The sequence below is a fragment of the Nonomuraea sp. NPDC050540 genome (genome assembly GCF_044457485.1).
In the GTDB taxonomy this organism is placed as follows: Bacteria; Actinomycetota; Actinomycetes; order Streptosporangiales; family Streptosporangiaceae; genus Nonomuraea.
Map to the genome: position 1 here is coordinate 15,193 of NZ_JBITHA010000008.1, position 25,405 is coordinate 40,597.

The 25,405-nt window shown below is 71.9% G+C and carries 19 protein-coding genes; 6 read left to right on the top strand and 13 right to left on the bottom strand.

Annotated features, from left to right (window positions below; genetic code table 11):
• Positions 1–10: 10 nt before the first annotated feature.
• A complete protein-coding gene (locus tag ACIBI5_RS26950; RefSeq protein WP_397251346.1) occupies positions 11–307 on the bottom strand; it encodes a hypothetical protein in 297 nt (98 codons plus the stop codon).
• A gap of 157 nt (positions 308–464) precedes the next feature.
• Between ACIBI5_RS26950 and ACIBI5_RS26955 the strand changes: the two genes are divergently transcribed.
• Genes ACIBI5_RS26955 through ACIBI5_RS26970 form a run of 4 tightly spaced genes read left to right on the top strand, consistent with a single transcriptional unit; the run spans position 465 to position 5,647 of the window.
• Positions 465–1,604: a siderophore biosynthesis protein gene (locus ACIBI5_RS26955; RefSeq protein ID WP_397251348.1), complete on the top strand. Its 1,140-nt coding sequence runs from the start codon at positions 465–467 to the stop codon at positions 1,602–1,604.
• On the top strand, positions 1,586–3,025 hold the full coding sequence (locus ACIBI5_RS26960) for an IucA/IucC family protein (RefSeq protein WP_397251350.1): 1,440 nt from the start codon (positions 1,586–1,588) through the stop codon (positions 3,023–3,025). Before ACIBI5_RS26955 ends, ACIBI5_RS26960 begins: the two co-directional genes overlap by 19 nt.
• Position 3,026: 1 nt before the next feature.
• Positions 3,027–4,574 carry an IucA/IucC family protein gene (locus tag ACIBI5_RS26965; RefSeq protein WP_397251352.1) on the top strand — a complete coding sequence of 516 codons (1,548 nt, stop codon included), beginning with the start codon at positions 3,027–3,029 and terminating at the stop codon, positions 4,572–4,574.
• Entirely contained in the window at positions 4,571–5,647 is a 1,077-nt protein-coding gene (locus tag ACIBI5_RS26970; protein WP_397251354.1) for a type III PLP-dependent enzyme, read from the top strand. Before ACIBI5_RS26965 ends, ACIBI5_RS26970 begins: the two co-directional genes overlap by 4 nt.
• Here the strand turns inward: ACIBI5_RS26970 and ACIBI5_RS26975 are convergent.
• The 3 genes from ACIBI5_RS26975 to ACIBI5_RS26985 all read right to left on the bottom strand — a co-directional run bounded on the left by ACIBI5_RS26975 (position 5,639) and on the right by ACIBI5_RS26985 (position 13,221).
• Positions 5,639–8,902, bottom strand: coding sequence for a UvrD-helicase domain-containing protein (locus ACIBI5_RS26975; RefSeq protein WP_397251356.1), 3,264 nt, complete (start codon positions 8,900–8,902; stop codon positions 5,639–5,641). The genes ACIBI5_RS26970 and ACIBI5_RS26975 overlap by 9 nt on opposite strands.
• On the bottom strand, positions 8,896–12,291 hold the full coding sequence (locus tag ACIBI5_RS26980; protein WP_397251358.1) for a UvrD-helicase domain-containing protein: 3,396 nt from the start codon (positions 12,289–12,291) through the stop codon (positions 8,896–8,898). The genes ACIBI5_RS26975 and ACIBI5_RS26980 overlap by 7 nt, the downstream gene beginning before the upstream one ends.
• 369 nt (positions 12,292–12,660) lie before the next feature.
• Positions 12,661–13,221, bottom strand: coding sequence for a TetR/AcrR family transcriptional regulator (locus tag ACIBI5_RS26985; RefSeq protein WP_397251360.1), 561 nt, complete (start codon positions 13,219–13,221; stop codon positions 12,661–12,663).
• Positions 13,222–13,306: 85 nt separating this feature from the next.
• Here ACIBI5_RS26985 and ACIBI5_RS26990 point away from each other — a divergent pair, with 85 nt between their 5' ends.
• Complete coding sequence (locus ACIBI5_RS26990; protein ID WP_397251362.1) at positions 13,307–14,041, top strand: SDR family NAD(P)-dependent oxidoreductase; 735 nt, start codon at positions 13,307–13,309, stop codon at positions 14,039–14,041.
• Positions 14,042–14,104: 63 nt separating this feature from the next.
• Here ACIBI5_RS26990 and ACIBI5_RS26995 read toward each other — a convergent pair whose 3' ends face one another.
• A complete protein-coding gene (locus ACIBI5_RS26995) occupies positions 14,105–14,935 on the bottom strand; it encodes a nitroreductase/quinone reductase family protein (RefSeq protein WP_397251364.1) in 831 nt (276 codons plus the stop codon).
• A 444-nt stretch (positions 14,936–15,379) separates the two neighbouring features.
• Here ACIBI5_RS26995 and ACIBI5_RS27000 point away from each other — a divergent pair, with 444 nt between their 5' ends.
• Positions 15,380–15,976, top strand: coding sequence for a hypothetical protein (locus ACIBI5_RS27000; protein ID WP_397251366.1), 597 nt, complete (start codon positions 15,380–15,382; stop codon positions 15,974–15,976).
• A 342-nt stretch (positions 15,977–16,318) separates the two neighbouring features.
• On the opposite strand, the gene ACIBI5_RS27005 is transcribed toward ACIBI5_RS27000, so the two are convergent.
• The 8 genes from ACIBI5_RS27005 to moeZ form a co-directional block, all read right to left on the bottom strand.
• The gene (locus ACIBI5_RS27005; protein WP_397251368.1) at positions 16,319–19,141 is read right to left on the bottom strand and encodes a CDP-glycerol glycerophosphotransferase family protein; all 2,823 of its coding nucleotides are present in this window, start codon (positions 19,139–19,141) and stop codon (positions 16,319–16,321) included.
• Between the two features lie 95 nt (positions 19,142–19,236).
• On the bottom strand, positions 19,237–19,551 hold the full coding sequence (locus tag ACIBI5_RS27010) for an MGMT family protein (RefSeq protein ID WP_379610521.1): 315 nt from the start codon (positions 19,549–19,551) through the stop codon (positions 19,237–19,239).
• Positions 19,545–19,898, bottom strand: a complete 354-nt coding sequence (locus ACIBI5_RS27015) for a hypothetical protein (protein WP_397251370.1) — start codon at positions 19,896–19,898, stop codon at positions 19,545–19,547. Before ACIBI5_RS27015 ends, ACIBI5_RS27010 begins: the two co-directional genes overlap by 7 nt.
• Before the next feature lie 22 nt (positions 19,899–19,920).
• The gene (locus tag ACIBI5_RS27020) at positions 19,921–21,075 is read right to left on the bottom strand and encodes a S8 family peptidase (protein WP_397251372.1); all 1,155 of its coding nucleotides are present in this window, start codon (positions 21,073–21,075) and stop codon (positions 19,921–19,923) included.
• Positions 21,069–21,869, bottom strand: coding sequence for a hypothetical protein (locus ACIBI5_RS27025; protein WP_397251374.1), 801 nt, complete (start codon positions 21,867–21,869; stop codon positions 21,069–21,071). The genes ACIBI5_RS27020 and ACIBI5_RS27025 overlap by 7 nt, the downstream gene beginning before the upstream one ends.
• A 163-nt stretch (positions 21,870–22,032) precedes the next feature.
• On the bottom strand, positions 22,033–23,268 hold the full coding sequence (locus tag ACIBI5_RS27030; RefSeq protein WP_397251376.1) for a S8 family serine peptidase: 1,236 nt from the start codon (positions 23,266–23,268) through the stop codon (positions 22,033–22,035).
• A gap of 176 nt (positions 23,269–23,444) precedes the next feature.
• Positions 23,445–24,164: a hypothetical protein gene (locus ACIBI5_RS27035; RefSeq protein WP_397251378.1), complete on the bottom strand. Its 720-nt coding sequence runs from the start codon at positions 24,162–24,164 to the stop codon at positions 23,445–23,447.
• 49 nt (positions 24,165–24,213) lie between these two features.
• Positions 24,214–25,395, bottom strand: a complete 1,182-nt coding sequence (gene moeZ, locus ACIBI5_RS27040) for an adenylyltransferase/sulfurtransferase MoeZ (RefSeq protein WP_397251380.1) — start codon at positions 25,393–25,395, stop codon at positions 24,214–24,216.
• Positions 25,396–25,405: the final 10 nt, after the last annotated feature.

Here is a 25,405-nt window from a genome sequence, read left to right on the forward strand (position 1 = left end):
CCTTGCCTGCTCAGTCGTCGTCATCGTCCTCATCATCATCCCCGCTGCGGACCCTGGTCGGCGACGGGGGTGGCACCGGGTCGGCTTTCGTCTTCTTCCTGGTCGGTGTGGGCGTCGCGCGTTCCCTGGTCGGGCGCGGCGTCATCGTCGGCGTCGGGCTGGGCGGCGGCGGGGTGGCCGTGGGGGTGACGATGATCTCGCCGCCGAGGTCCGGTTCCACCGCGCCCGCTTTGACCACCACGGTCATGGCCAGCGCGGCGAGCACCGCGCCGACCGTGGCTCCCACGAGCGTGGTCCTACGGGTCATGACAGGACCGTAGGCTCTGCGGAGGAGATGTCGGTGAGATGAGAATGAGAAGACTCTCATTTGTCCGCCGATTAGCCTGTCGGGGCAACGAGGTGATCGTCCCGGGACTATCATCGCCGAGTTAGGTTAGCCTTACCTGATCCGGGGGTGCCCTGTTTTGCGGCTCTTCATGACGGCGCTCAAGCCGACGGACTCGGTGACCGACGGATTCCTGCCGGCCGCTCGCGCGCTCGGCTGCAAGGTCACCATTCTGACCGACCGGCCCGAGCAGCACCCGCACGCGGTCGCGTGCGACGTGCGCGACCCGCGCGCCCTCATCGACGCCGTCTCGCGCCTCGGGCGACCGGACGCCCTGTTCAGCAACTCCGACCACCTGCAGACCGAGACCGCGCTGGCCGCCGCCTACTTCGGGCTGCCCGGCAAGGACTGGCGGGCGTGCCTGTCGGCCAAGAACAAGTATCTGATGCGCGCGAAGCTGGCCGAGGCCGGGGTGGAGGAGGTCTTCTCGATTCAGCTGGGTCCGGATGACGCCGTTCCCGGCGGCCTGCCGTACCCCTTGGTGGTGAAGCCCCGCGAGGGCGTGGCCAGCGAGGACGTGATGCTGGTGGAGAAGGACCTGGAGAAGGCGGTCGCGGCGGTGCGGCGCGCGCGGCCGGGCGCGTACGTGGTCGCGGAGGAGTATCTGGAGGGACCGCTGCGCACGCTGGAGACGCTGGGCGACGCGGCGGGCACGCGGGTGCTGGGCGGTTACGCGACGCGGCTGGGGCCGCTGCCGCACTTCGTGGAGGAGCGGCTGGACTGGGCGCCGGACGGGCCGCACGAGCACGTGCTGGCCGCGCTCGCGGCGCTGGGTGCGGGCTTCGGGGCCTGCCACACCGAGTACGTGCTCACGCCGGCCGGACCGCGCATCGTCGAGGTCAACTACCGGGTGATCGGCGACCACTGCGACTTCCTGCTCGGCGACATCCTGGGCGTCCCGCTGTTCGAGTGGATCCTGCGGGCGCACCTGGGCGAGCGGCTTCCCGCGACACCCCCCGCTCCCGGGTACGGCACCGCCGTCAGCCTGGTGGCCGACCGGTCCGGAACGATCACCGAGGCCCCCGGAGCGGAGGAACGCTCCCAAGACGGCGTCCGCCTCTGGCACCGCCCCCTGCGCGCCGCCGGAGAACGGATCACCAGAACCCACACCAACCGCGACTACCTGGGCGTCATCCGCGCGGTCGGCCCCGACCGCCGCCGGGTGGAGGCGGCGGTGGACGCCTACCGGGCGGAGCGGCCGTGGGTGATCTCGGCGTGACTCTCGACTCCACTCAGGCCAGGCTGTCAGCGCGCGTTCTCGACGCCCTGCTGCGCGAGGACTACGGCGGCCTGTCGCGGCGGGTGAGCAGGACCCGGGAGGGCGTGCGGCTGACGCTGGCCGACGGCAGGGTCGTACGGCTGGTGCCGGGGTCGCTCTACCAGGACTTCGTGGTGGCCCCCGAGGAACGCCTGCGGCTGGATCAGGTGCTCGCCACACTGGCCGAGGTGGCCGATCCGGCCGACGCGCAGGGCGTGGCGGCCTTCGCCGACGAGTGCGCGGCGGCGCTGGCGGCCGGTGAGCTGCACGCGCTGCACGCCGATCGGGTGCTGGCGGGCGAGCCGTCCTACGAGACGCTGGCGGCGTTCGTGGAGCATCCGGTGTATCCGACCTCGCGGGCCAGGGTGGGGATGAGCGCCGCTGACCTGCTGGCGTACGCGCCGGAGTTCGGGCCCGCGTTCGCGCTGCGCTGGGTCACGGTGCCCGGCCACGACGAGCCGTTCCCCGTGCACCCGCTGACGATCGAGGAGGCGCTGAAGGTCGAGGGGGTGCGCGAGGTCGAGGGGCGGCCGACGATCGTGCGGCCCACGTTGTCGATGCGGACCGTCGAGCTGGACGCGCGTACCCATCTGAAGCTGCCGATTCCGGTCAGCACGCTGGGCGTGCGCAACCGCCGCTCGATCAGGCCGGGGACGCTGCGTGACGGCGCCCTGGCCGAGCTGCTGGTCCGCGAGCTGGCCGACCCCGACGTGCTGGTGGCCGACGAGCAGACCTACGCGCACGCCGGGCACGAGTACCTGGCGTGGATGATCCGCCGGCTGCCGGAGGGCCGGATCGTGCCGGTCGCCGCGCTCAACGCCCCGACCGTGCTCGAACGGCTCGGCGACGTCGTCCCCGAGTACCTGCGCGTCCTGCTGCGCTGGAACGTGCGGCTGTTCGTCCGCCACGGCGTGGCGCTGGAGGCACACCAGCAGAACCTCGCGCTCGTGTTCGCGGACGACGGCATGAAGCTGCTGGTCAAGGACAACGACGGGCTCCTGGCCTCGCCGGCGAGGCTGCGCGCGGCCGGTGTCGAGCCGCCCGCCTTCACCGACGGGCGCATGCTGACCGACGACCCCCACGCGCTGGCCGACGTGTTCGTGACGATCACGCTGCATCTGGCCGCCGCGGCGGTCGCGTTCGGGGCGCTGCCCCACGAGCGGGCCGCCCGGCTGCTGCGCGAGACCCTCGCCGAGGCGCTCGACGAGCACGGCGAGGACCCCATGGCCCGGCTGCTGCGCGCCAGGACGCTCGACGCGGCCCGGCTCACCGGGAAATCGATGATCACCGCGGGCACCCTGGTGGCCAAGGAGCGCACCGGCGCCCGCGACGTCAACAAGTACTACGGCGCCAGCGGGCCCAACTACCTGAGGAGAGCGTGACGTGGAAAGCCTGGTCCTCGACTCCCCCGCCGCGTCGCCTCCCCGGGCCGAGGAGGCGACTCTGGCCGCGCTGCTGCGCTGCTGTGTGCGGGAAGTGGCGGGGCCGCGCGGCCTGGTGTGGCCGGCGCCGCCGTACCTGCTGCTGCGGGTGGGCGGGACGTTGCTGCGGGCACGCACGCGCGGCGGCGCCGCGCTGCGCTTCACCGGCCCGCCCGAGCGGCTGGAGCAGGGCGTCTGGGTGCCCCTGACCACCGATGAGCTGGTACGGCGGGCCGTATCCGACCTGAGCCTCGGCGAGGTGAACGCCGAGTTCGCCGGCCAGGTGGCAGCCAGCCGCGAGGCGCTGGAGGCGATCCTGCGGGCACGGGCCGAGGCGGTCGCGCCCGCCGACCCGTGGCTGGCCTCGGAGCAGGCGCTGGTCTACGGGCATCCGTTCCATCCGAGCCCGAAGGCGCGCGGCGGGCGCGACTGGCTGGCCTACGCGCCCGAGGCGCACGCGCGGTTCCCGGTGCGGCTGCTGGGGGTGCGTTCCGACGTGGTGGCGCAGGAGGGTGTGACCGGCGTGCTGGACCGCCTGGGTGAGGCGCCGCCCGGATACGCGCTGCTGCCCGCGCACCCGTGGCAGCTCGACCTGCTCGGCCCGGTCTTCGACGACCGGCTGGTGGACCTGGGTCCGGGGCCGGTGGTGGTGCCCACGTCGTCGGTGCGGACGGTCTACGCGCCGGATCTCGGGGTCTGCCTGAAGTTCTCGCTGGATGTCCGGATCACGAATTGTGTGCGGAAGAACGCCTGGTATGAGCTGGCGGGGGCGGTGGAGCTGAACCGCCGTTTGGGCCCGATATTCGATGAAATTTCCGGTAAATACCCTGCGACGCGATGGCTGCCCGAGCCCGGCTACCGCTCCGCGGGCCTGGGCACGCGGCTGCTGGAGGGGCTCGGCGTGATCGTGCGGTCCAGCCCGTGGTCGGTCACCTCCCCCGGCGTCACGCCGGTGCTGGCCGGAGCGCTGGCCACCGAGGGCGTCCGCACGCCGGACCCCGCCGCGTGGTGGCGCGCCTACGTCGCCGCGCTGGTCCCGCCCGTGCTGGAGCTCTACTTCCGGCATGGCGTGGTCCTGGAGCCCCACCTGCAGAACGTGCTGGTCGGCCTCGACGCGGACGGGCTGCCCGCCGAGGCGGTCTTCCGCGACCTGGAGGGCACCAAGCTGGTCACCGGCCGCCACGACCTGACCGGGGTGCCGGACCGCGTGGCGGAGGCCCTGTCCTACGACGCCGAGCGCGGCTGGGCCAGGGTCGCCTACTGCCTGCTGGTCAACCACCTCACCGAGATCGCCGCCAGCGTGGCGCCCGACGACGCGACGCTGACCCGCCTGTGGCGTTCCGCCGCGGAAGTGATCGCCGAGGTGGCCGCGGACCTGGGCAACCCCGTGCCCCTGTCGGACCTGCTGGCCGGCGCGCCCCTGCCCGCCAAGGCCAACCTGTCGGTGCGCTGGGCCAGGGCCGCCGACCGCGCGGCCGGCTACGTTCCGATCGCGAACCCGCTCGCATGAGCCTCACGCACGCGGCCCGGATCGCCGAGGCCGCCGCCGGCACCGCGCCCGCCTACGTCTACGACCTGCCCGCCCTGGACGCGCACGCCACGGCCGTCCGCCGGGCGCTGCCCGGCATCGAGCTCTACTACGCGGTCAAGGCCAACCCCGACCCCGCGCTGCTCCGTGTGCTCGAACCCCACGTGGACGGCTTCGAGGTCTCATCGGGCGGCGAGCACGCCCACGTCAGCGCCCTGTTCCCGGACAAGCCGCTGGCGCTCGGCGGCCCCGGCAAGACCGACGCGGAACTACTCCTGCCCGCCCACCGCCTGCACGTGGAGTCGCCCGGCGAACTGCGCCGCCTGCTCGCCTCGGGCCGCGCCGCCGACGTCCTCCTGCGCGTGAGCCCCGACCTGCCCGTCGAGGGCGCCGCCCTCACGATGAGCGGCCCGTTCGGCATGGACGACGACGGCGTGCGCGCCTGCCTGCCCCTGTTCGACGACCGGGTACGGCTACGCGGCCGCCACTACCACCTGGCCAGCGGCCTGAACGCCGACCAGCTCCTGAAACTGGCGGAAACCCTGCTGTCCACCCACCCCGGCGAGGTGAACCTGGGCGGCGGCATGGCCGTGGACTACCACGACCCCGCCGCCCGCTTCGACTGGCCCGCCTACGGCACCGGCCTGGGCCGCCTGCGCACCCCCGGCCAGACGGTCCGTGTGGAGCCGGGCAGGTCGCTGACCGCGTACTGCGGCTACTACGTGACCAGGGTCGTGGACGTGAAGCGGGTGCGCGGCGAGGCGTACGCGATCGTGCTGGGCGGCACCCACCACCTGAGAACCCCCGTCACCAAGGGCCACGACCAGCCCTTCACCGTCCTCCCCACCGGCACCGGTCCAGGCGTGAGCGACGAGCCCGTAACCGTCGTGGGCCAGCTCTGCACCCCCAAGGACGTCTTCGCCCGAGCCGTCACCACCTCCATCCACGTCGGCGACACCGTGGTCTTCGCCATGGCCGGCGCCTACGCCTGGAACATCTCCCACCACGACTTCCTCATGCACCCCAAACCCACGTTCCACTACCTGTCAGGCTGAGGTGGGGACGGCTTCGATGAGGGCGATGAGGCCGTCCGCGTCGAGGAGGTTCACCGGGCGGACGGTCTCGTTGGGGCGGACGTAGTGGAAGGCGGCACCCACCTGGTCCAGGGGGACCTTGGCCAGGTGTGACCAGGCCAGGCGGTAGGCGGCGAGCTGGACGGAGGCGGCGGCGGCCGCCTTGCCCGCCGGGCGTTCTCCCGTCTTCCAGTCGACCACCTCGTACGTGCCGTCGGGCAGCTGGAAGACGGCGTCCATGCGGCCCCTGACCAGGCGGTCGGCGATCATGGTCTCGAAGGGGACCTCGAGGTCGAGGGGTTTGCGGGTGGCCCATTCGCTTTCCTCGAAGCGTTCCTGCAGCTCGGCCAGCCGTACGTCGGCCTCCTCCTCGACGATGTCCAGGCCGGGCATCTCGAAGTCGTCGATGAGGCGCTGCTGGTCCCAGCGCGTCTCCAGCCAGCGGTGGAACGAGGTGCCCCGGCGGGCCAGCGGCGCGGGCTTGACCGGGACCGGGCGGCGGATCCTGCGGGCCAGTTCCTTCGCGTCGGCGGCCAGCGTGACCAGCGACGAGACGGTCAGCTTCGACGGCAGCTCGACCGTCCTGCCGCCGCCGCGCCGATACAGTTCGCGTTCACGCAGCAGCAGGTCGGTGTCGCGCTCCCAGGCCCGGACGCGCTCCTGCTCGAACGTCTTCAGCGGCTCCTCCGGCGCGGCGTCGAGCCGGCCCGACAGCGCGTCCTCGACCAGGCGGGCCCCGTCCAGGACGGCCTCGTATCGGTCGCCTTCCGGTATCACCGGCCAGGTGGCCTCGGCGGGCTCGTCCAGCAACGGGTTGGTCGCTCCGTCGGCCAGGTCAGGGGCCCAGAAGGCCACGCGGTCGCTGGTGTCGCGGATCTCCAGCAGGAAGTCCGACGGCTCCAGCGGCTTGGTGGCGCTGCCCCAGCGGTAGCCGGAGGCGATCAGGTGGTAGTGGGCCCGGGTGACCGCCACGTAGGCCAGGCGCCGCTCCTCCATGAGGTCGCGCGCGCGGCAGCGCTCGTCGAACGCGGTCAGCTCCTCCTTGCCCAGCCCGCCCAGCCGGGGCAGGTCCGCGACATCCCCTCTCAAGGGGTACGGGAGCTTGCGCGGGTTGTCCGTCCACCGGCTGTTGGTGACCGGTGTCGCGGGGAACATGCTGCCGGTGGCGATCGTGCCCTTCGAGCTGATCAGCTGCGACAGGCCGGGCACCACCACGACCGGCCACTCCAGGCCCTTCGACGCGTGCACGGTCATCAGCTTCACGCTGTTGCTCTCGCCGACGCGCCCCGCCTCCAGGCCGAACTCCTCGCTCTCCGCCGCCTCCAGGTAGGCCAGGAAGGCGCCGAGCGTCGGGTCCTCGGCATCCCCGGCGAAGCGGGAGGCGGCGTCCAGGAAGGCGTCCAGGTCGGCGCGGGCGGCGAAGGCGCTGACCGTGCCGCCGCGCGCGGCCACCTCGATGTCGAGTCCGAGCTTCCGTTCCACCTCGGTGATCAGGTCGGGCAGCGGCTGGGCGGTGTGGGCGCGCAGCTGGCGCAGCTCGTGGGCCAGCGCGACCAGGCGGCTCCTGGCCAGCGGCGAGAACGACTCCAGCCACTCCTCGCGGTCGGGCAGCTCGTCCAGGGCGTCGATCAGGCTGCCGCGTTCCTCGGCCAGGTCCACGACCACCTGGTCGAGCGGGTCCTTCTCCGGCCGCGTGCCCTCCCTGGCCTCGCGGGTGAGCTCGCGGGCGTACTCGCCGAGCTGGCGCAGGTCGGCGGGGCCGATGCGCCACCTCGGACCGGCCATGAGCCGGGCCAGGGCGTCTCCCGCCGTCGGGTCGTACAGGGCGCGGAGGGTGGCGACGATGTCGTTGACCTCGGGGACGGTGAGCAGGCCGCCCAGGCCGACGACCTCCACCGGGATGTCGCGGGACTCCAGAGCGCGGCGCAGGGCGGGGAACTGCGAGCGCTTGCGGGCCAGGATCGCCACGTCCTGGGGCTGCAGCTCCAGGGTCTTCTTGCGTTCCTTCTCGCCCCAGGGCAGGCCGTCGGGAGCCACCTCCTGGCCGAGCATCTTCTTGACGCCCTCGGCGATCCACTCGGCCTCGTCCTCGGCGGTCTCGTGGAAAGCGCAGGTGACGCGGCCGCGGTCCTTGCGGTTGGCGCCGGGCACCAGGACGGGGACCTCCCTGGCTTCCATCCGCAGCGGGATCTGGACCCGGGCGGCGACGTCGAGGACGCGGTCGCCGTTGCGGAAGCTGACCGAGAGCTGGCGCACCGGAGCCCGGTCGCCGGAGGCCGTTCTGAAGTCCTGGGAGAAGCGGCGCAGGTTTCCGGCCGAGGCGCCGCGCCAGCCGTAGATGGACTGGCAGGGGTCGCCGACCGCGGTGACCGGGTGACCGCCGCCGAACAGGCTCCTGAGCAGGACGAGCTGGGCGTGGCTGGTGTCCTGGTACTCGTCCAGCAGGACGACGGAGAACCGGTCGCGTTCGATCTGGCCGACTTCGGGGTGCTTGGCGGCGATCCGGGCGGCCAGGGACATCTGGTCGCCGTAGTCGATGACCTCGCGGCCGCGCTTCAGCCGCTCGTACGCCGCCACCAGGGGAAGGAGCTGTTCTCTCGCCCGTTGCACCGCGATGGGCTTGCGCTGGGCCGCGACGGTCTTGGCGGGGAGCATGCCGTACTGCTCGTCGAGCCACTCGCCGACCCCCCGCACGTCGCCGCCGGCGCGCAGGTGCTCCGACAGCTCTCCCGCGAGCTCCAGTACGGCGGCCGTGACCGACGGCGGCCCCAGCTCGATCTTGTCCATCGGCCCGTCGTACATCGCCACGACCCGCGAGGCCAGCTGCCACGAGACGGCCGGGGTGACCAGGCGCATCGTGGGCTCCAGCGCCTCCCGCAGGGCGTGGTCGGTGACCAGGCGGGCGGCGTAGGCGTGGTAGGTGGAGACGGCCGGCTCGTCGTCCAGCAGCGACGGCTCGACCAGGCCGGCCTCCGCCAGTCCGTTGAGGCGCTCACGCACCCGGTTGGCCAGCTCGGCGGCGGCCTTGCGGGTGAAGGTGAGGCCGAGCACGTTCTCGGGGCGCACCAGCCCGTTGGCGACCAGCCAGACCACGCGCCCGGCCATCGTCTCGCTCTTGCCGGAACCCGCTCCGGCCATCACGACCATCGGCTCCAGCGGCGCCTGGATGACATGCTCCTGCTCCGGAGTCGGCGGCAGCACGCCCAGCTTGTCGGCGAGCTCTCCCGGACTCAGCACACCTGGCCCCCGTTGTCGTTGACCGGGCAACTGGCCCTCGCGGCGCACGTACGGCAGCCGTCGTTGACCTTCGCCTGGAAGAACGGGCCCGACATGCCGATCGCGACGGTGTCGACCAGGTCCTTGGCCCAGGTGGGGTCCCGGTCGTCGGCCAGGGCGGGCTGCGCCTGCTCCAGCGCGTCGTTCTTGCCGCCCGCCTTGCCGAGCTGCACCAGCGAGGCACCGCCCGGCTCGGTCATGCCGTGCCTGGCGAAGGCGCCCAGCAGCGCGGCCAGCTGGTAGACGCCCAGCTGGGGGTGGCGGTCGAGGTCGCCCGCCTTGGGCTTGCTCGACCCGGTCTTGAGGTCGATGATGACGGCCCTGCCGTCGGAGTCGCGTTCGACCCGGTCCACGCGCCCCTTGATCAGCACGCCGTCGCCGACCGTGGCCGTGAACGCCTCCTCCAGTGCGACCAGTTCGCGCGGGTTCTCCTTGTGCCAGCGCAGGAACTTGGCGATCATCTGCTCGGCCACCTGGCGCTGCTTGCGGTTGAACCAGACGCCGCCGAAGTCCAGTTCGCTCCAGATGTCGTCCAGGCGGCGGCCGAGGAGGTCCTCGCTGGGCAGGTCGGTGGCGGCCAGCACGGCCAGGGCGTGGATGACCGTGCCGAGGCCCTGGGCGCTGCTCGTCCCGGCGGCGCCGACGGCCGTCTCCAGGAGCCAGCGCAGGCCGCACTTGGTGAAGCTCTCCACGGCCGAGGGCGAGATGCGCACGATGTCGTCCGGCCAGCCGAGGGGGCGGTCGTCGGAGATCGGCGTCAGCGCGTACCAGTCGTTGGGATGCGCGCCCTGCACGCCCGCGGCGGCGAGCCTGGCGAGTTGCTGCGCGGCCTTCTGCCGGATTTTTGCCGACTTTGTGGGATCTGTTACGGCGCTGCGGAGGTCGGCCACGAGCGCCGACATGTTCAGCCACCGGGCCTGGTCGTCCACCGTCGCCGTGCCCACGGAGCCCGGCATCAGCTCGGCCAGGAACCTCGACGGCCGCTCGTCGGTGTCCTCGCCGCCGACCGCCGTCACGACCAGCCTCTTCCTGGCCCTCGTCGCGGCCACGTAGAACAGGCGGCGTTCTTCCGCCAAGAGCTTCGAGGCCAGGGACGCGGTACTCGGCTGCGCCCCCTCGGCCAGCTCCACCAGGTCCTCGGCGCCCAGCATCGAGCCCCGCAGCCGCAGATCCGGCCAGACGCCCTCCTGAACGCCCGCCACCACCACGACATCCCACTCAAGCCCCTTGGAGCGATGCGCGGTCAGCACCCGCACGGCATCGCCGTCCGGGGCGCGTTCGGCCAGGGTGTCACCGGGGATCTCCTGGGAGGCGATGTCGTCCAGGAACACCTCCGCGCCGGCCCTGGGCATGCGGTCCACGAACCTGGCGGCGTGATCGAACAACGCCACCACGGCGTCCAGGTCCCGGTCCGCCTGGGCGCCCCTCGCGCCGCCGGACAGACTCAGGTCGGTCCAGCGCTCGGCCAGCCCGCTGCCCTGCCAGATCGCCCAGAGGACCTCTTCGGCGGTGCTCTGAGCCTTGGCGGCCTCTTTGGCGGCGTGGAGGAGATGGGCTACGCGTTCCGCCGGGTGGGCTATGTGGGGTTCTACGCGGGTCAGTTCGCGGACATCGAGGACGGCCGCCACGAGCAGCTCACCCGACGACCTGACAGACCGCACCGGCCCGTCCTCCTCTTCCCCGGAGACGCCTTCACCGGAGCCCTCCCCGGAGGCCCCCTCTTCGCCGGAGACGCCTTCACCGGCGGCCTCTTCTGTGGCGGTCTCTTCGGTGGCGGCGGCCTCGTTTTCGGCGATTTTCAGGGCGCGGCGAAGGCGGCGTACACCGATCATGTCGGTGCCGCCCAGCGGGCCGGTGAGCAGTTCCTCCACCACGGACTCGTCCAGCTCGCCCGGGTACAGGGCCATCCGGAGCATCGTCAGCAACGGCCGGACCCCGGGCTCCTGGGCGATCGGCACCTCGTCGCCCGCCACCATCGTGGGCACACCGGCGCTCACCAGCGCCCTGCGCAGCAACGGCACCTGCCGGGTGGCCGAGCGGACCAGCACGGCCATCCGGTGCCACGGCACGCCGTCGATCAGGTGCGCGCGGCGTAGCGCGTCGGCCACCACGGCGGCCTCCTGGCTCGTGGAGTCGGCCAGCAGGACCCTGACCTCGCCGGGTTCGGCGTCGTCCAGAGGCATCAGGTCCCGGTGTCCCCAGGCCTTCCGCTCCCTCGGTACGGCGACCGGGGTGGGCGATTCCTCGGCCGGGGGTTCTCGACGGGCGCCGGGCTCGTCGTCCGCCGGGCCGGCGGTCAGCAGGGTTTCGAACGCGATGTCCTGCTCCTTCGCCGCCGGTGCGGGCGGCCGGGCCGTACCGGATGGCTCGGGTGGGGTGAGGGTCGCGTCGGGGGTGGGGGCGGCGGGCAGGCGGGAGGCGACGCGGCGGGAGGCCGTCAGGAGGTCGGCGCCGCTGCGGCGGCACACGCGAAGGGCGACCACGGGCGCTTCGCGGCCGTCCAGGGTGCGGAAGCGCTCCGGGAAACGCAGGATGCCGCGGACGTCGGCGCCGCGGAAACCGTAGATGGACTGGTCGGGGTCGCCCACCGCGATCAGGTCGCGGCCGTCCCCGGCGAGCTGCTGCAGGAGGTACTCCTGGGCCGGATCGGTGTCCTGGTACTCGTCCACGAAGACCATGTCGTAGGCGGCCCGCTCGCGGCGGCGTACGTCGGGGTCGGACAGGAGGCCGGCCGCGGCCTTGATCAGCTCGGCGTAGTCGAGCACCGGCTCGGGGTCGAGGTCGAAACGCTCCTGGTAGCGCAGCGAGAACGTGCCCGCGGCCACCCAGTCGGGCCTGCCGTGCTGGTAGCCGAGTGCGACCAGGCGGTCGCCGTCGAGGCCGCGCTCGCCCGCCCGTGACAGGAAGTCGCGCAATTCCTCGGCGAACCCGCGCGTCTTCAGCGGCTCCCGCAACGCCGGCGGCCACTCGCGCGCGCCGTCCTCCAACTCGCCGTGAAGCAGGCGGCGGATCTCCAGCAACTGCTCGGGCCCGCTCAGCAGCCGCGGCGGCTCCATCCCCGCCCGCAGGGCCTCGCGCCGCAGCAACGCGTAGGCGTAGCTGTGGAAGGTGAGGGCCAGCGGTGTACGCGTGGTGCGGCGCAACCGGCCGGTGACGCGTTCCCGCAGCTCACCGGCGGCCTTCCGGCTGAACGTGAGGATGAGCACCCGCTCGGGATCAAGCCCGCGGCGTTCGATCCGGTCGACGACGGTCTCCACGACAGTGGTCGTCTTCCCCGTACCGGGACCGGCCAGAACGAGCATCGGCCCACCGGGATGTTCGACCACGGCACGCTGGTACTCGTCGAGCACAGGGGCCTCAACCGGTCCCCCGCCCCCACGTCGCACCAACCGCCAGGTCTGACCACTCACAGCACTAGATTCCACCAGACCACAGGGGTAGATCGTGCCGCCTTGACCGTTCTCCCCACGAGTCCGCCCACGCTACCGGCCCAATCCCCCAATATCCCGCCAACCCGCCGCCCCTCACCCACCTTCTCCGCCACTCGCCCTTGTCTTCATCCGGTACGGCCCGCCGCCCTGCCCGGCGGGCAACGGGACCGTTACGGCGGGGACCACGTCCGACGTGAGAAGCGACCCCCACGATCGGCGCCCGCCAGGGTCGGCGGGTGGCGTGGGGGCGGCTTGCCGTAACGGATGGGGCGGGTTGAGCCGACTGGATCAGGCCGGAGACGCGAGGACGCCGCGCAGGACCTCGTCGAGGCCGGACTTGAGGTCGGCGGGCCGGCGGGCGCGGTGGATCACGAGGTTGGCGGCGAGCGGCGCCAGCAGGGCGTCGGCGGCGAAGGGCGCGTCGGTGGCCGGGTTGACGTCGGCGATGAGCAATGACAGATGCCGGTGATAGGCCTCATAAGCCCCACCGAACCGCGCGAACGGCGCCGCCGTCTCCGCCATCAGCAACAGATCCAGCTGCGCGAACGTCCGATCGACGAGTCCGTGCAGAAACGCCCTGACCCGCTCTCCCGACGGCGCGCCGGGCCCCAGCGGCGGCGGCCCGGACAGGAACGACTCCTGGAACTCCCGCTCCTTGGCGTCGATCAGCGCGTAGGCGAGCCCGGACCGGTCCCCGAACCGCCGGTACAGCGTGCCGACCCCCACCCCCGAGGCGGCCGCCACCTCGGCCATCCCCAGCCCCTCGATGCCCTTGTCGGCGACGAGCTCGGCCGCCGCCGCGAGGATCTTCGCCCGGTTCCTGGCGGCGTCGGCCCGCTCCTGCGTCACCCGGCCACCCTATCGACCCCTTGCCAAGCGGAACCAATTCCGCTTATCGTCAAAACGGAACCTATTCCGTTTATGGAGGATCATCATGCTGCACGGAAAGGCCGCCATCGTCACCGGCGGCAGCAGGGGCATCGGCGCCGCCATCGCCCGCGGCCTGGCCGCGGCCGGGGCCGATGTCGCCATCACCTACGCCAGCGCCGCCGACCAGGCCCAGGCCGTGGTCAAGGACATCGAGGCGGCCGGGCGGCGCGGCACCGCCATCCAGGCGGAAGCCGCGGACGAACGCGCCCTCCGCACCGCCGTCGACCACGCCGCGGGCATCCTGGGCAGGCTCGACATCCTGGTGAACAACGCCGGCATCGCCCCCTACGGCCCCTTGGAGGAAGTCACGCTGGAGGAGCTCGACCGCACGATGGCGGTCCACGCGCGTGCCGCGTTTCTGCTGGCTCAGGCGGCGGTGCCGTACATGCGGAACGGCGGGCGGATCGTCACGATCGGCAGCAGCCTGGCGGAACGCGTCCCCTATGCCGGGTGGACCCTGTACTCGATGAGCAAGTCCGCCCTCATCGGCCTCACCAAAGGGCTGGCCCGCGATCTGGGCCCGTTGGACATCACCGCCAACCTGGTACATCCCGGCTCCACGGACACCGAGATGAACCCCGCCGACGGCCCGGACGCCGACGCCGAACGTTCGTTCACGGCCCTGGGCCGCTACGTCGACCCGGACGACATCGCCGCCACCGTCGTCCACCTGGCCGGCCCGTCGGGCCGCAACATCACCGGCACCGCCATCACCGTCGACGCCGGCACCACCGCCTGAAGACGTCGCGGAAGCCGGAACCCGACGGGCCGGGATGGCGAACCCGGCCCGTCAGCGCGAACGTCAGGCCCCGTCGAGAATCGGGATGAGCTGCTCCTCCTCGTAGTCGAGGTGCTGCTCCACCGCACTGGCGAGCTCCTCGACCTCCTTGAGCACGGCCGACGTATCCGCGCTCTCGGTCGAGACGACCTCCTGCAACCTGGCCAGCAGCACGGCCACCTTCTCGTGCTCGGCACCGAGCCGATCCATCACCTCGGCGAGTTCCGGATACCGCGCCGAAAGAGCGGGAAACAGCCCCGCGTCCTCATGCGAATGGTGAACGTGCAGCCCTTGGCACAAGGTGAGACAGTTGACCCGCAACTGCGCCCCCAGCCCCGGCCCCGACGCGGCGACCTCCTTGCGGATGAGCACCAGTTCCCGCCGGAAGGCGTCGTGAATCATCCGCAGCGCCTCGCCGAACGACGAGGCCGGCGGCGGCCCGCCCCCGGTCTGCTTGAGCGCGATCACGGGAATCACCCGAGAGGTGCGCGCCTGATACTCGTCCCACCCGGGATCGGCCTCGACCGCCCGCGCCCAGGCCGCCTCCCGCTCCGCGCCTTCCAGCACGGTCGCCCGCGCCTCATAGGTGAAGATCCCGTCTTCGACGTTGACGGCGGGCTCAGCGACGAGATTGTGGAACCAGGCCGGATGACGATCCGCCCCGTTGGCGGAGGCGATGACCAGAACCTGCTCGCCCCCGTCATGCAGGTACCCGAGCGGAACGGTGTGCTGCCCACCGGAACGCGCCCCGGTGGTGGTGAGAAGGAGCAGCCGAGCGCCCTCGAAAGGACCCCCAACCCGGCCACGATTGGCCCGGAACTCCTCGATGATCTGCTTGTTGAAATCGAACGGCATTCTTCTCCATGGGTGTGAGCTTCGATGAGAGGTAGGGGCGAAGACGGGATGAGGCGGGCTACGCGCCCGCCCATCGCTCACGCCTTGGCCGGGTACCTCTCTCGCTCATGGCCCATGGCCGACCCGGCAGTCACAAATCCTCACCCTAACCCCCAAACCACCCCGCCTCAAACCACCCAAGAAGACGCCATCGGGAACCCGGGACAGCGACCGTGCCACCGCCCCGACCCGCCACCGCCCATAGGTCCCTCCCGTTCTAACCAGCAAGGCCGCCCTCCAGACACGTCGCCCCTGGGCGCTCGGGCGGCACCGCAACCAGCGGCGCCAATTACTGCAACCATGGTTGCCTAGATCTCTGCAACCTCGGTAGCCTAGACTCATGATGAAGAAGCGGGATCTGGAGCGGCGGATGCGCCAACTCGCCAAGGACCAGGAGGAGGAGCAGTGAGCGAGCGCGACATCTACACCATCACCGCGACGAGGTCCGATGGCTGGTGGGCGCTGACCGTCTCCGGCCCCGGTCTCAAGCGCGCCTACCCGACCCAGGTCAAGCGGCTGGAGCAGGCCGAGGAGATGGCCCGCGACCTCGTCGCCACCATGCTCGACACCGAACCCGACAAGATCGACGCTGATTTCTGTGTGCGAGTCGCTGACGAAGAGATAGCTCGCGCCCTGGAAGCAACCTTGCGGGCACGCCTCACGGCAGAGCTCATCCGGCAGCAGGCCGCCGAAGCCACGCGCACGACCGTAGCCACCCTCGCGAATCGCGGGTATGTCCACCGGGATATCGGCTTCCTGCTGGGCATGTCGCATCAAGCCATCGGCAAGCTCCTGGACGAGTCCGCCGTGCCCCCGTTGCCGACCTCCCTGCCCGGCACTTTGCCGCTCTCACCGGAAGTCGTTGCGGCACTGGAGGTCCTGGCCAAACACGCGAAAGTGCCGGAGAAGGGAAAGCTGCGCCCCAGTAGGCGGGCCGGTGGCACCCCGCCACCTGAAGCCCGCCCCACGCGTCGGCGCGAAGGCACTCGGCATCCCGTGTGAGCGGCGGTCCCTTGATCGACGGGGTCGTCAACTCCATGATGAACGGCGCGCCCCCTGCCTTTCCACGCGCAGATTCGCCGACCAAATGGCTGCCGCCGGTGACTCCTTGATCGCCTCCAGGTGCGCGCCGCCACGCCGCCCGTACCCGGCCTCGCTCCGGCAAGCAACAGGACGTGCCATGACCTGGCCAGGCGCGGGCGAAAGCGGCGCAAGAAGGCGCCCGAGCGGAGCGAGGACCTTCAGGGGCCGAGGCCGCGGCTCGGCTGGAGACACGCGGGAGCGCAGCGACCACCATGCCTTCGGCCTGGAAGGCGCGGGAGCGTGGCGGCCACCTTGCCCTTGTCAGGAGAAGAGGTGGTCCACTACTCGGGCGGTTGCCTTGCCGTCGTCTCTGGGGGCGTAGGTGGCGCGGAAGGTCTCGTAGCGGTCCGCGTACTCGGCCGCCACCGTGTCGATCGAGCGCAGGGCCTCCACCACCTCGCCCGACGTCGGCAGCACCGGGCCCGGCGCCTGTGCCTCCAGGTCCACGTACAGGCCTCTCCTCGTCGCGTACTTCGCCAGGTCGTACGCGTAGAACACGATCGGCTTGCCCGTCGCCAGGAAGTCGAACATCGACGAGGAGTAGTCGGTTACCAGTACGTCCGCCACCAGCAACAGGTCGGTCATGTCGGGATAGGTGGAGACGTCGTGGGCGATGTCGGGAACGGCGGGCATCGCCTGCATCGGGTGGCCCCTGACCAGCAACTCGTGGTCGGCCCCCAACGACTGCCTGGCCTTCGCCAGGTCCAGCTTGACCATCGCGTTCTTGCGGTCGTAGTCACGCCACGTCGGCGCGTACAGCACCACGCGCTTGCCCTCCGCCAGCCCCAGCCGGGCGCGGATCTCCGCGGCCATCCGGTCGCGTTCGGGAGAGGACAGCACGTCGTTGCGCGGCAGGCCGCTCTCCAGCACCTCGCCCTTGTAGCCGAACGCCTCGCGCAGCACCGGCGTCGCCCAGGGGGACTGTGACAGCAGCACGTCCCAGCCGCGTACCTCGGCCGCCTGGCGATGCCACACCGGCGGGCGCGGGTCACGGGTCATGTGGGGCTGGTCGTTGCCGATGTGCTTGACCGGGGTGCCGTGCCAGGTCTGCAGCACGACCTGGTCCTCGCGGGAGCGGAACCAGACGGGCAGGAACGCGTTGGTCACGATGTGGCGCGAGCGGGCGAGCGCCGCGTGGTGCTCCCTGCTGCCCGCGCGCACGACCGTGGCAGGACCGGGCGGGACGAAGGCGCCGTCCTTGACGACCCAGATGTGCTCGCGCTCGTCGCCGCGCCGCAGCCGCTCCTCGTAGATGGCGCGGACGCTGTCGGAGTAGAGGCGGCCGTCGTTGGCGACGTAGACGGTGGCGTCGTTGAGCGGCTCGGTGCGCTGCGCCGGGTAGAAGACCCTGCGCAGCACGTGGGTGCCCGCGACGCCCTTCTCGTCGGCGGGGCGCGCCTCCTCGGCGATCACCACGGGCACGTCGAAGCGGGTGGAGACCATGCGGAAGGCGTGGCCGCCGAGCGTGCGCGCGTCCTCGTCGAGGGCGCCGAGGGCGGCGTGGTCCATGCGCACCGGGACGATCTCGCCGGACGGGTGGCGCATGGACAGGTTCCAGGTGCCGGAGGACAGGGGCACGGACTCGCCGAAGCGGTCCATGGTCGCCGGCGCGAGCCGTACCGTGAACAGGTCTTCGGAGCGCTCCATCGCGGCCGTATAGGTCAGGCCGGAACGGTGGCGCAGCGTGAGCGTGCGGGCGCCCGCCGCGTCGGGGTAGCTGCCGCGGAGCACGAGCCGCTCGCCCTCCCACACCGCGGAGGTGAGCACCGGGCGGATGCGGTGGGCGGAGACGACGACGCGGTCGCGACGGTCGGCGAGCACGGTGATCTCGCGGTCGTCCGCGGTCGCGCGCACCTCGGCCGCGTCACCGAGCATCACGGAGGCCGCGGGGTCGCCCTTGGGCTCGACCCACAGCCGCCGCCCGTCCTTCTCCTGCAGCAGAGCCGGTACGGCCAGCCCGACCGTCACCAGCGTCCCGCCGGCCTCCGGCGTGAAGTCGGCGGCCATGCGGTGCCCGCCGAGCCTGGCGTGACCCTTGGTCACGCTGCGGCCAGGCAGGAAGATCTTCAGCTCCAGCCGGTCGCCGTCCACGTTGACGCTGGTCAGCTCGGCCCTGTTGGGCTGCAGGACGACCTGGAGGGCCCGGTCGGAGGTCCAGACGGGGCGTACCCAGAGACCCTGCTTGACCCGGAGCCCGGCGGGACGCTCGGTGCGGCCCACGGCGGCGCCGCGCAGCAGGCCGGTGGCGCGGGCGCCGCGGCTCCAGAAGACGATCTCCGCACGCCAGGTCGTGGCGTCGCGTACGGCCGGCCGGTGCCGCATCCGGCGGCGTACCGCGGACACGAGCCCACGGACCCCGCCACGCCAGCGCAGCGGCCAGGAACTCAGCTCGGCGGTGAAGCCGGACCAGTCGTAGTTGCATCCGGGCTCGCGCGCCGCGTGCGTGGCCTCGGGCGCGAGGACGCGGCGGGTGCGCATGCGCACCGGCGGCAGCCAGCGCGGCCCGCGCAGCACGACGGTGGCCCGGTTGAAGCGGCGGCTGCGCACCGACAGCCCGGCGAGGTAGGCATGGCCGCGCACGAGCAGCTTGCCGTCGCGCCAGACGATGTCGTCGATCTGCGTCACCGGCACCAGGTCGGCGCGGCGCAGGCGGTAGAGGGCGGGCGGCAGTTCGTCGCGCAGCGGCAGGTCGGCGTACCAGCGCAGGCCCTTGCGGATGCGCTTGGACGGCTCCGCCGCCGCGGCGACCACGGTGGTGAGGACGTCGCCGTCGACGAGTTCGTCGAGGTCGCGGTGCTCGATGAGGTGGCACAGAAGCCTGCGGGCCACCGGGAGCTCGCGCTTGACCTTGGGGTCGACGGTGGCGAGATAGGGGCGCAGAAGGGTGACGAGCTCGCGCCTGCGCGCGGCTCCGCGTTTGATCGCCTGGTCCATCCTGGCGCCCAGCGGACCGCTGAGGATCTCGGCGGCATGGTCGGGCCCGGCGGTCCGGGCCGCCTCCATGATCGCCTCGAAGGGTTCCCCGCGGTCGCAGAGGTCCTGAACAGCCCGCAGCCGCTCCTGGGCTGTGACGCCGGTGGCCATTGGGAAGGCACCGCCTTTCGGACCCGCAGTCGCTGTTCAGGCCATGGTAATGGGAATCACATGCCGCGGATTCTCCCGGAGGGGGGATACGCAGCTCAGCGGGTTTCCTGAGAATCCGCTGAATCCCCGTGCCAGCGGGCCTCGCGCATGTCGACGCGGTCGCCGCGCAGCGGGGTGCCCTCCTCGCGCCAGTGCGTCAGGCAGCGTTCCTCGTGGTCAGGGGCACCGGTGCCGTCGGAGTGGACCACCCGCCACCAGGGCACGCCGCCGCCCCACGTGGACATGACCCGGCCGACCTGGCGGGGTCCGCCCTCGCCCAGATATTCGGCGATGTCGCCGTAGGACATGACCATGCCGGGCGGGATCCGCTCGACGACGTCGAGGACCCGTTCGGCATAGGGGTTCACCATGAATCGGGTCCCGCCGCGACGATCTCGTCGAACTTGCCGATCTCGGCGGCCTTCCCGTTGGCGATCACCTCGACGACGCCGTCGGTCAGCGCGTAGACCTCGCCGTCCTCGCCGACCAGGCGGCCGCCGAGCACGGACGACAGCCGGACGAGTTGCGCCACGTGCCAGTCGGAGCCGGGCTCGCCGACGATCTCACCGCGCCAGCGGCCGACGGTATGGGCGTCGCCGCCGTGTTTGGCGAGGATCTCCTCCGCTGCGCTCAGCTCGAATCCGGCCGGCGCGATCGCCTTCGCGAGCTCCGCGAACGCCAGTGGCGACTCACGAACCACGCGTAGCTCGTATCCCATGACGCGCGACCATAGCGGATCTTTACCGCTTGCGCTGATTGAGCACGATGATCGCGCCGCAGAAGGTGACGAGGGCCAGGATGACGCCCGCGCCGTACAGCCAGAGGCGCCACGGGTCGGGGCCGGGCGGGGACGGCTGGGGCGACTCCTCGCCCTCGCCGAAGTGCCGGCCGGAGGGCATGTCGACCTCGCGCCGCTGGCCGGAGAGCTGCTGGGCGGCGTTGAGCGCGGCGGCCGCGTCCACGGTGCCGAATCCCACCTTCTCGTCGTAGCCGGCGGCCGGTCTGCCCCGGGCGCTCAGGGCGATGGCCTGCGACACCTGCGCGGGCGACATCTGCGGATATTTCGACTTAATCAGGGCGGCGACCCCCGCCACCAGCGCCGTCGCCGAACTGGTGCCCGACGACAGCTCGTAGTCGCCCTGGCCCTTCACCACCGGCACCTCCACGCCCGGCGCCGTCACCAGCACCGACAGGTTGTCGCTGCTGAACGACGCGCGCCGGCCCTGCCGGTCCACCGCGCCCACGCCGATCACGCCCGGGTACCCGGCGGGGAAACTCCAGTAGGAGGTGCTGTTGTCCTTGGCGTACTTGGTCTGCCCGTCGTTGCCCACGGCCGCGACCAGCACGACGCCCTTGCCCAGCGCGTACGACACCGCCTCACGCTCCGACTTGTGCGGCCCGTAGGCGCCCAGCGACAGGCTCACCACCTTGGCGCCGTGGTTGGCCGCGTAGCGGATCGCCCTGGCCAGCGGACTCTCCCGGGTCCCCGACTGCTCCTGGGCGGGCGGCAGGAAGTTCGGGCCGTCCTCCTCCTCGGGCAGGGGCAGCGACAGGATCTTCGCCTCCGGCGCCACGCCCACCAGCCCGCCGTCGGCTCCGGAACCGGCGATCAGCGCGGCCATGGCCGTCCCGTGCCTGCCCGGCGGCAGGTGGCGGTCGAGCGCGGGCTCGGTCATGTCGGGACCGACGGTGACCTTGCCCTTCAGCTCCTGGATCTTCGTGTCCACGCCGCTGTCGACGACCGCGACCACGACGTCGGCTCCCTTGGTGAGGGTCCACGCCTGCTCGACGTTGAGCGCGTCCAGGACCCACTCCTGCTGGGTGCGGACGGGCGGCGGCGCCGTACCCGAGAATGCGAGCGCGGCGGCCGCGAGCAGGCGGACGGCGCTCAGCACACGTTCCCCTGCGTGCAGGGCGGGACCGCGGGCGGGTCGGCGAGGAAGTAGGCGATCTGGTTCCCGATCGACTTGGCGGCCGGCCAGAGCTCGCTGTGCAAAATCTCCTCAGGGGGTACGGCGGCGCGCGTGCGGCCGTCCACGTAACCGGCGGTGGAGAAGACGACGTACGGCCCGGCCCCCACCCAGGCGTTGCGCTGGCGCTGCTCGACCCCGAAGCGCTCGGTCACGGTGCCGGGGAAGGCCACGGGCAGCACGCCCACCCGGTCGTCCAGCGTGAGCTGCTCGGTCACCGAGGCCCGCGACTCCTCGTCCTTCAGCACCGCGACCCCGACCGTGATGACGAACGAGGAGGTCTGGTCGACGTAGGTGGCCCGCAGCACGGCCACGCAGCCGAACTCCGCCAGGACCCCGGCGACCGCCTGGTCGACGGCCTTGTCGCAGCCGGCCTGCGGCGCGATGCCGACGCGCCTGGCGTACTGGGTGGCCTTCTCCAGGCCCAGGTACTTCACCTCTTCGGGAAACACGCCCGTGGCGGGCCAGGCCTGCCAGCGCCGGGCGATCTCCTCCTGCTTGTAGCGGTTCTGCTCGGCCACGGTGAGCGGGCGGGCCCGCGTCTCGGAGAACAGTCCGACGGTGCCGGTCAGCACGATGACCGCCGACAGCGCGATGATCCCGGCCAGCAGGGCGCGGAAGATCGTCCGGTAGCGCACGCCCTGCCGGAGCACGGCGGCCTCGGCGCGCTCGCGCACCGCGGTGGCCTTGGCGCCCGTCGCGGGGGGCCATGCGCGCACGCGGGAGCGGCGGCCGGCGGCGGCTCCGAGCGGGTTGTCCCGTCGCGGTGTGTCGCTCCCCCCGGCTCGCGGCAGTCCCGAGCTCGACCTACGTGCCCTCACCACCGCCTCGTTTCCGAACCGATTCTCATTTGTGTCTATTTCGTCCCCAGAGGAGGGGAGATCATGCGTCCACGCCGGGGCGGGATGACGCGTCCTGCTGGGGTATGACGCGTCGTGCCCTTCTTACCAGTGCTACCAGAACGCCGAGCGAGGTGACGGAGGCGATCGCGCCCGCGGCGGCGATCGCGCCGTAGAGGGTGACGCCGCGGCGGTCGCGGTTGATCACCTGGATCGGCCCTGCGTGGCCGCCGGCCATCGGGCGGGCCGGGTCCTGGGCCTGCGCGCCCTTGGCGGTCTGGGTATGGCCGGCCAGCCTGGCCGCCTCGTCCAGGGAACCCGCGGCGTTGACGACGCCGAACCCGGTGCCGGTGTCGTAGCCGCCCGGGGGCCGCCGGGTGGCGCCCGCGGTGAGGGCTTGGGCCACGAGTGCAGGCGACATGTCCGGATATTTGGCCTTGATGAGGGCGGCGACGCCCGAGACCAGCGCGGTCGCCTGCGACGTCCCCTTGCCCACCCAGTACTCGTCGCCGGGCCCCGCGCCCAGAATGTCCACCCCAGGCGCGGCCACCAGCACCGACGGGTTCCAGTTCGAGAACGACGCCCGCCGCAGCCCCCGATCCGTCGCCCCCACCGACACCACGCCGGGAAAGGCCGCCGGATACGAGTACGGCGCGAACCCGTTGGCGTCCGGCTTACGCTGCCCGTCGTTGCCCGCCGCCGCCACCAGCACGACCTTCTTGGAGATCGCGTACCGGATCGCCGCCCGCTCCTCCTTGGTCGCCAGCTCCTTGGAGATCGACATGTTGATCACGTCGGCGCCCTGGTCGACGGCGTAGCGGATGCCCTTGGCCACGACGTCCTCGAAGCGCTCCGCGGTGTTGAACTCCCGGAAGCCCGGCTCCTCGTCCTCCAGGATCACCCTGACCGACAGCAGCCTGGCCGACGGAGCCACCCCGATCACGCCCCTCCTGCCGCCGGGCCCATGACCGTGGCCGGCGATCAGGGAGGCCATGTAGGTGCCGTGCAGCTTGCGCGGAGGTACGCCCGGCGGGTTGGCGCCCGCGGTGAAGTCCTTGCCCGTCACCACGGACCCGGCCAGGTCGCGGTGCCCGGGATCGACCCCCGAGTCGAGCACCGCCACCGTCACCCCGGCGCCCTTGCTGGTCCGCCACGCCTTGGGCAGTCCCAGGGTCTTGATCACCGGCTGCTGACTGCCCCGGATGTCATCGGCCAGCGCCGGCGCGGGAGTCGCCACCAGCAGCCCGGCCACCACCAGCAGGACCCCCCGCCGAACCACCAGCCCCCCACGACCCGCCGCTCGCCGCGCCCCACCATCACGTCCCGCCACACAGGGACTCGGCGCACACACCGTCGCGCCGGGATCCGGGTCACGTCGTGCCGGGGCGCAGGGGTCCGGCTCGCTGGGGGGCGGGGCCGTACCCCTGGCCGTGCCACCGAAGGCCGTGGGGGCGGTCAGCACCGCCACTCCCTGGCGCCGCACTCGGGCATCCGCGGCTCGCTGAGGTCGGCGAGGATCCGCTCGGACAGCTCGGCGGCGAAGGCGAAGATCGTCGGACGTTGCTCGCCGACCGCGCGCGCCGGCCGCCCGTCCACCTGGCCCGAGGTGGTCAGCACCAGGTACGGCCCCGCCTGCCGCACCGAGCCCGCCTGGCGCACCGCGGAGGTGAAGCGGTCGGTCACCGTTCCCTGGAAGGCGACGGGCCGCAGTCCCGGCATCGCCTTGCCGCCCTGCGGGAAGGCGGCCTTGGCCCGGGAGGCGCGCAGTTCGTCGGGCAGCGCGACCACGCCGACGGTGACGACCACGCCCTGGAGCGCGTCGATGTAGGTGGCCCGCAGCACGGCCCGGCAGCCGTGAGAGCGCAGCGCCTTGACGGCCTTCTTGTCGACGGCCTGCTGGCAGCCGGTCTGCGGGGAGATGCCGATCCTGGTGGCACGTTCCTGGCCGCCCTGCTCGGCGGAGTAGGCGAGGGTGGCGGGGAAGATCTTCCCCGCCTGCCAGGTGCGCCAGCGCTCGGACACCTCGCGTTTGGCGGCGGCGGCCAGTTCGGCGGCGGTCGGCCCCCTGGACAGTTCGGTGCCCGCCGCGCTGGCCGCCACTCCGGCGGCCACCGCGCAGACCAGAGTCAGCACGGAGGCCACCACGAGGGCGGGCCAGGGGCGGGCGTTGCTCACGGCACCGACCTTAATGCTGGGAACCTAATGCCATCCCCAGATGCCGGACTCAGTATGTCGGCAGGCTGGGGTCTACCGTCTTTACCCAGCTCAGGACCCCTCCACCCACATGCACGGCGTCCGAGAACCCGGCGTTCTTCACGATCGCCAGCGCCTCGGCGCTGCGCGCGCCGGACTTGCAGTGGAGCACGATCCGCTTGTCCTGCGGCAGCTTCTCCAGGGCGGAGCCGTTGAGGAACTCGCCCTTGGGGATCAGCGTGGCGCCGGGGATGGCGACGATCTCGTACTCGCCCTGCTCGCGGACGTCGATGAGGAAGATGTCCTCGCCCTTGTCCTGCATCTCCTTGAGCTCCGCCGCGGTGATCGTGGAGCCGGAGGCGGCCTGCGCGGCCTCGTCGGAGATCGTGCCGCAGAACGCCTCGTAGTCCTCGAGCAGCTCGGTGACCGTCGGGTTCTTGCCGCACAGGACGCACTCGGGGTCCTTGCGGACCTTGACGTCGCGGTACTTCATCTCCAGGGCGTCGTAGATCATCAGCCGCCCGACCAGCGGGTCGCCGATGCCGGTGAGGAGCTTGATGGCCTCGTTCACCTGGATGGAGCCGATGGACGCGCACAGCACGCCCAGCACGCCGCCCTCGGCGCAGGAGGGAACCATGCCGGGAGGCGGTGGCTCCGGGTAGAGGCAGCGGTAGCAGGGGCCGTGCTCGGCCCAGAAGACGCTCGCCTGGCCGTCGAAGCGGTAGATCGACCCCCAGACGTACGGCTTGCCGAGCAGCACCGCGGCGTCGTTCACCATGTAACGCGTGGCGAAGTTGTCCGTGCCGTCGACGATGAGGTCGTAGCCGGAGAAGATGTCCATCACGTTCTCGGTGGTCAGCGCCGCGTTGTGGATCACGACCTCCACCAGCGGGTTGATCTCCTTGACCGTGGCGGCTGCGCTCTCGGCCTTCAGCCGGCCCACGTCGGACTGGCCATGGATGATCTGGCGCTGCAGGTTGGACTCGTCGACGACGTCGAAGTCGATGATGCCCAGCGTGCCGACGCCGGCGGCGGCGAGGTACATCAGCGCGGGCGAGCCGAGGCCGCCCGCGCCGACACACAGCACCTTGGCGTTCTTCAGCCGCTTCTGCCCGGCCATGCCCACATCGGGGATGATCAGATGGCGCGAGTAGCGGCGCACTTCGTCAACGGTCAGCTCGGCGGCCGGCTCGACCAGCGGTGGCAACGACACGTTCTACGCT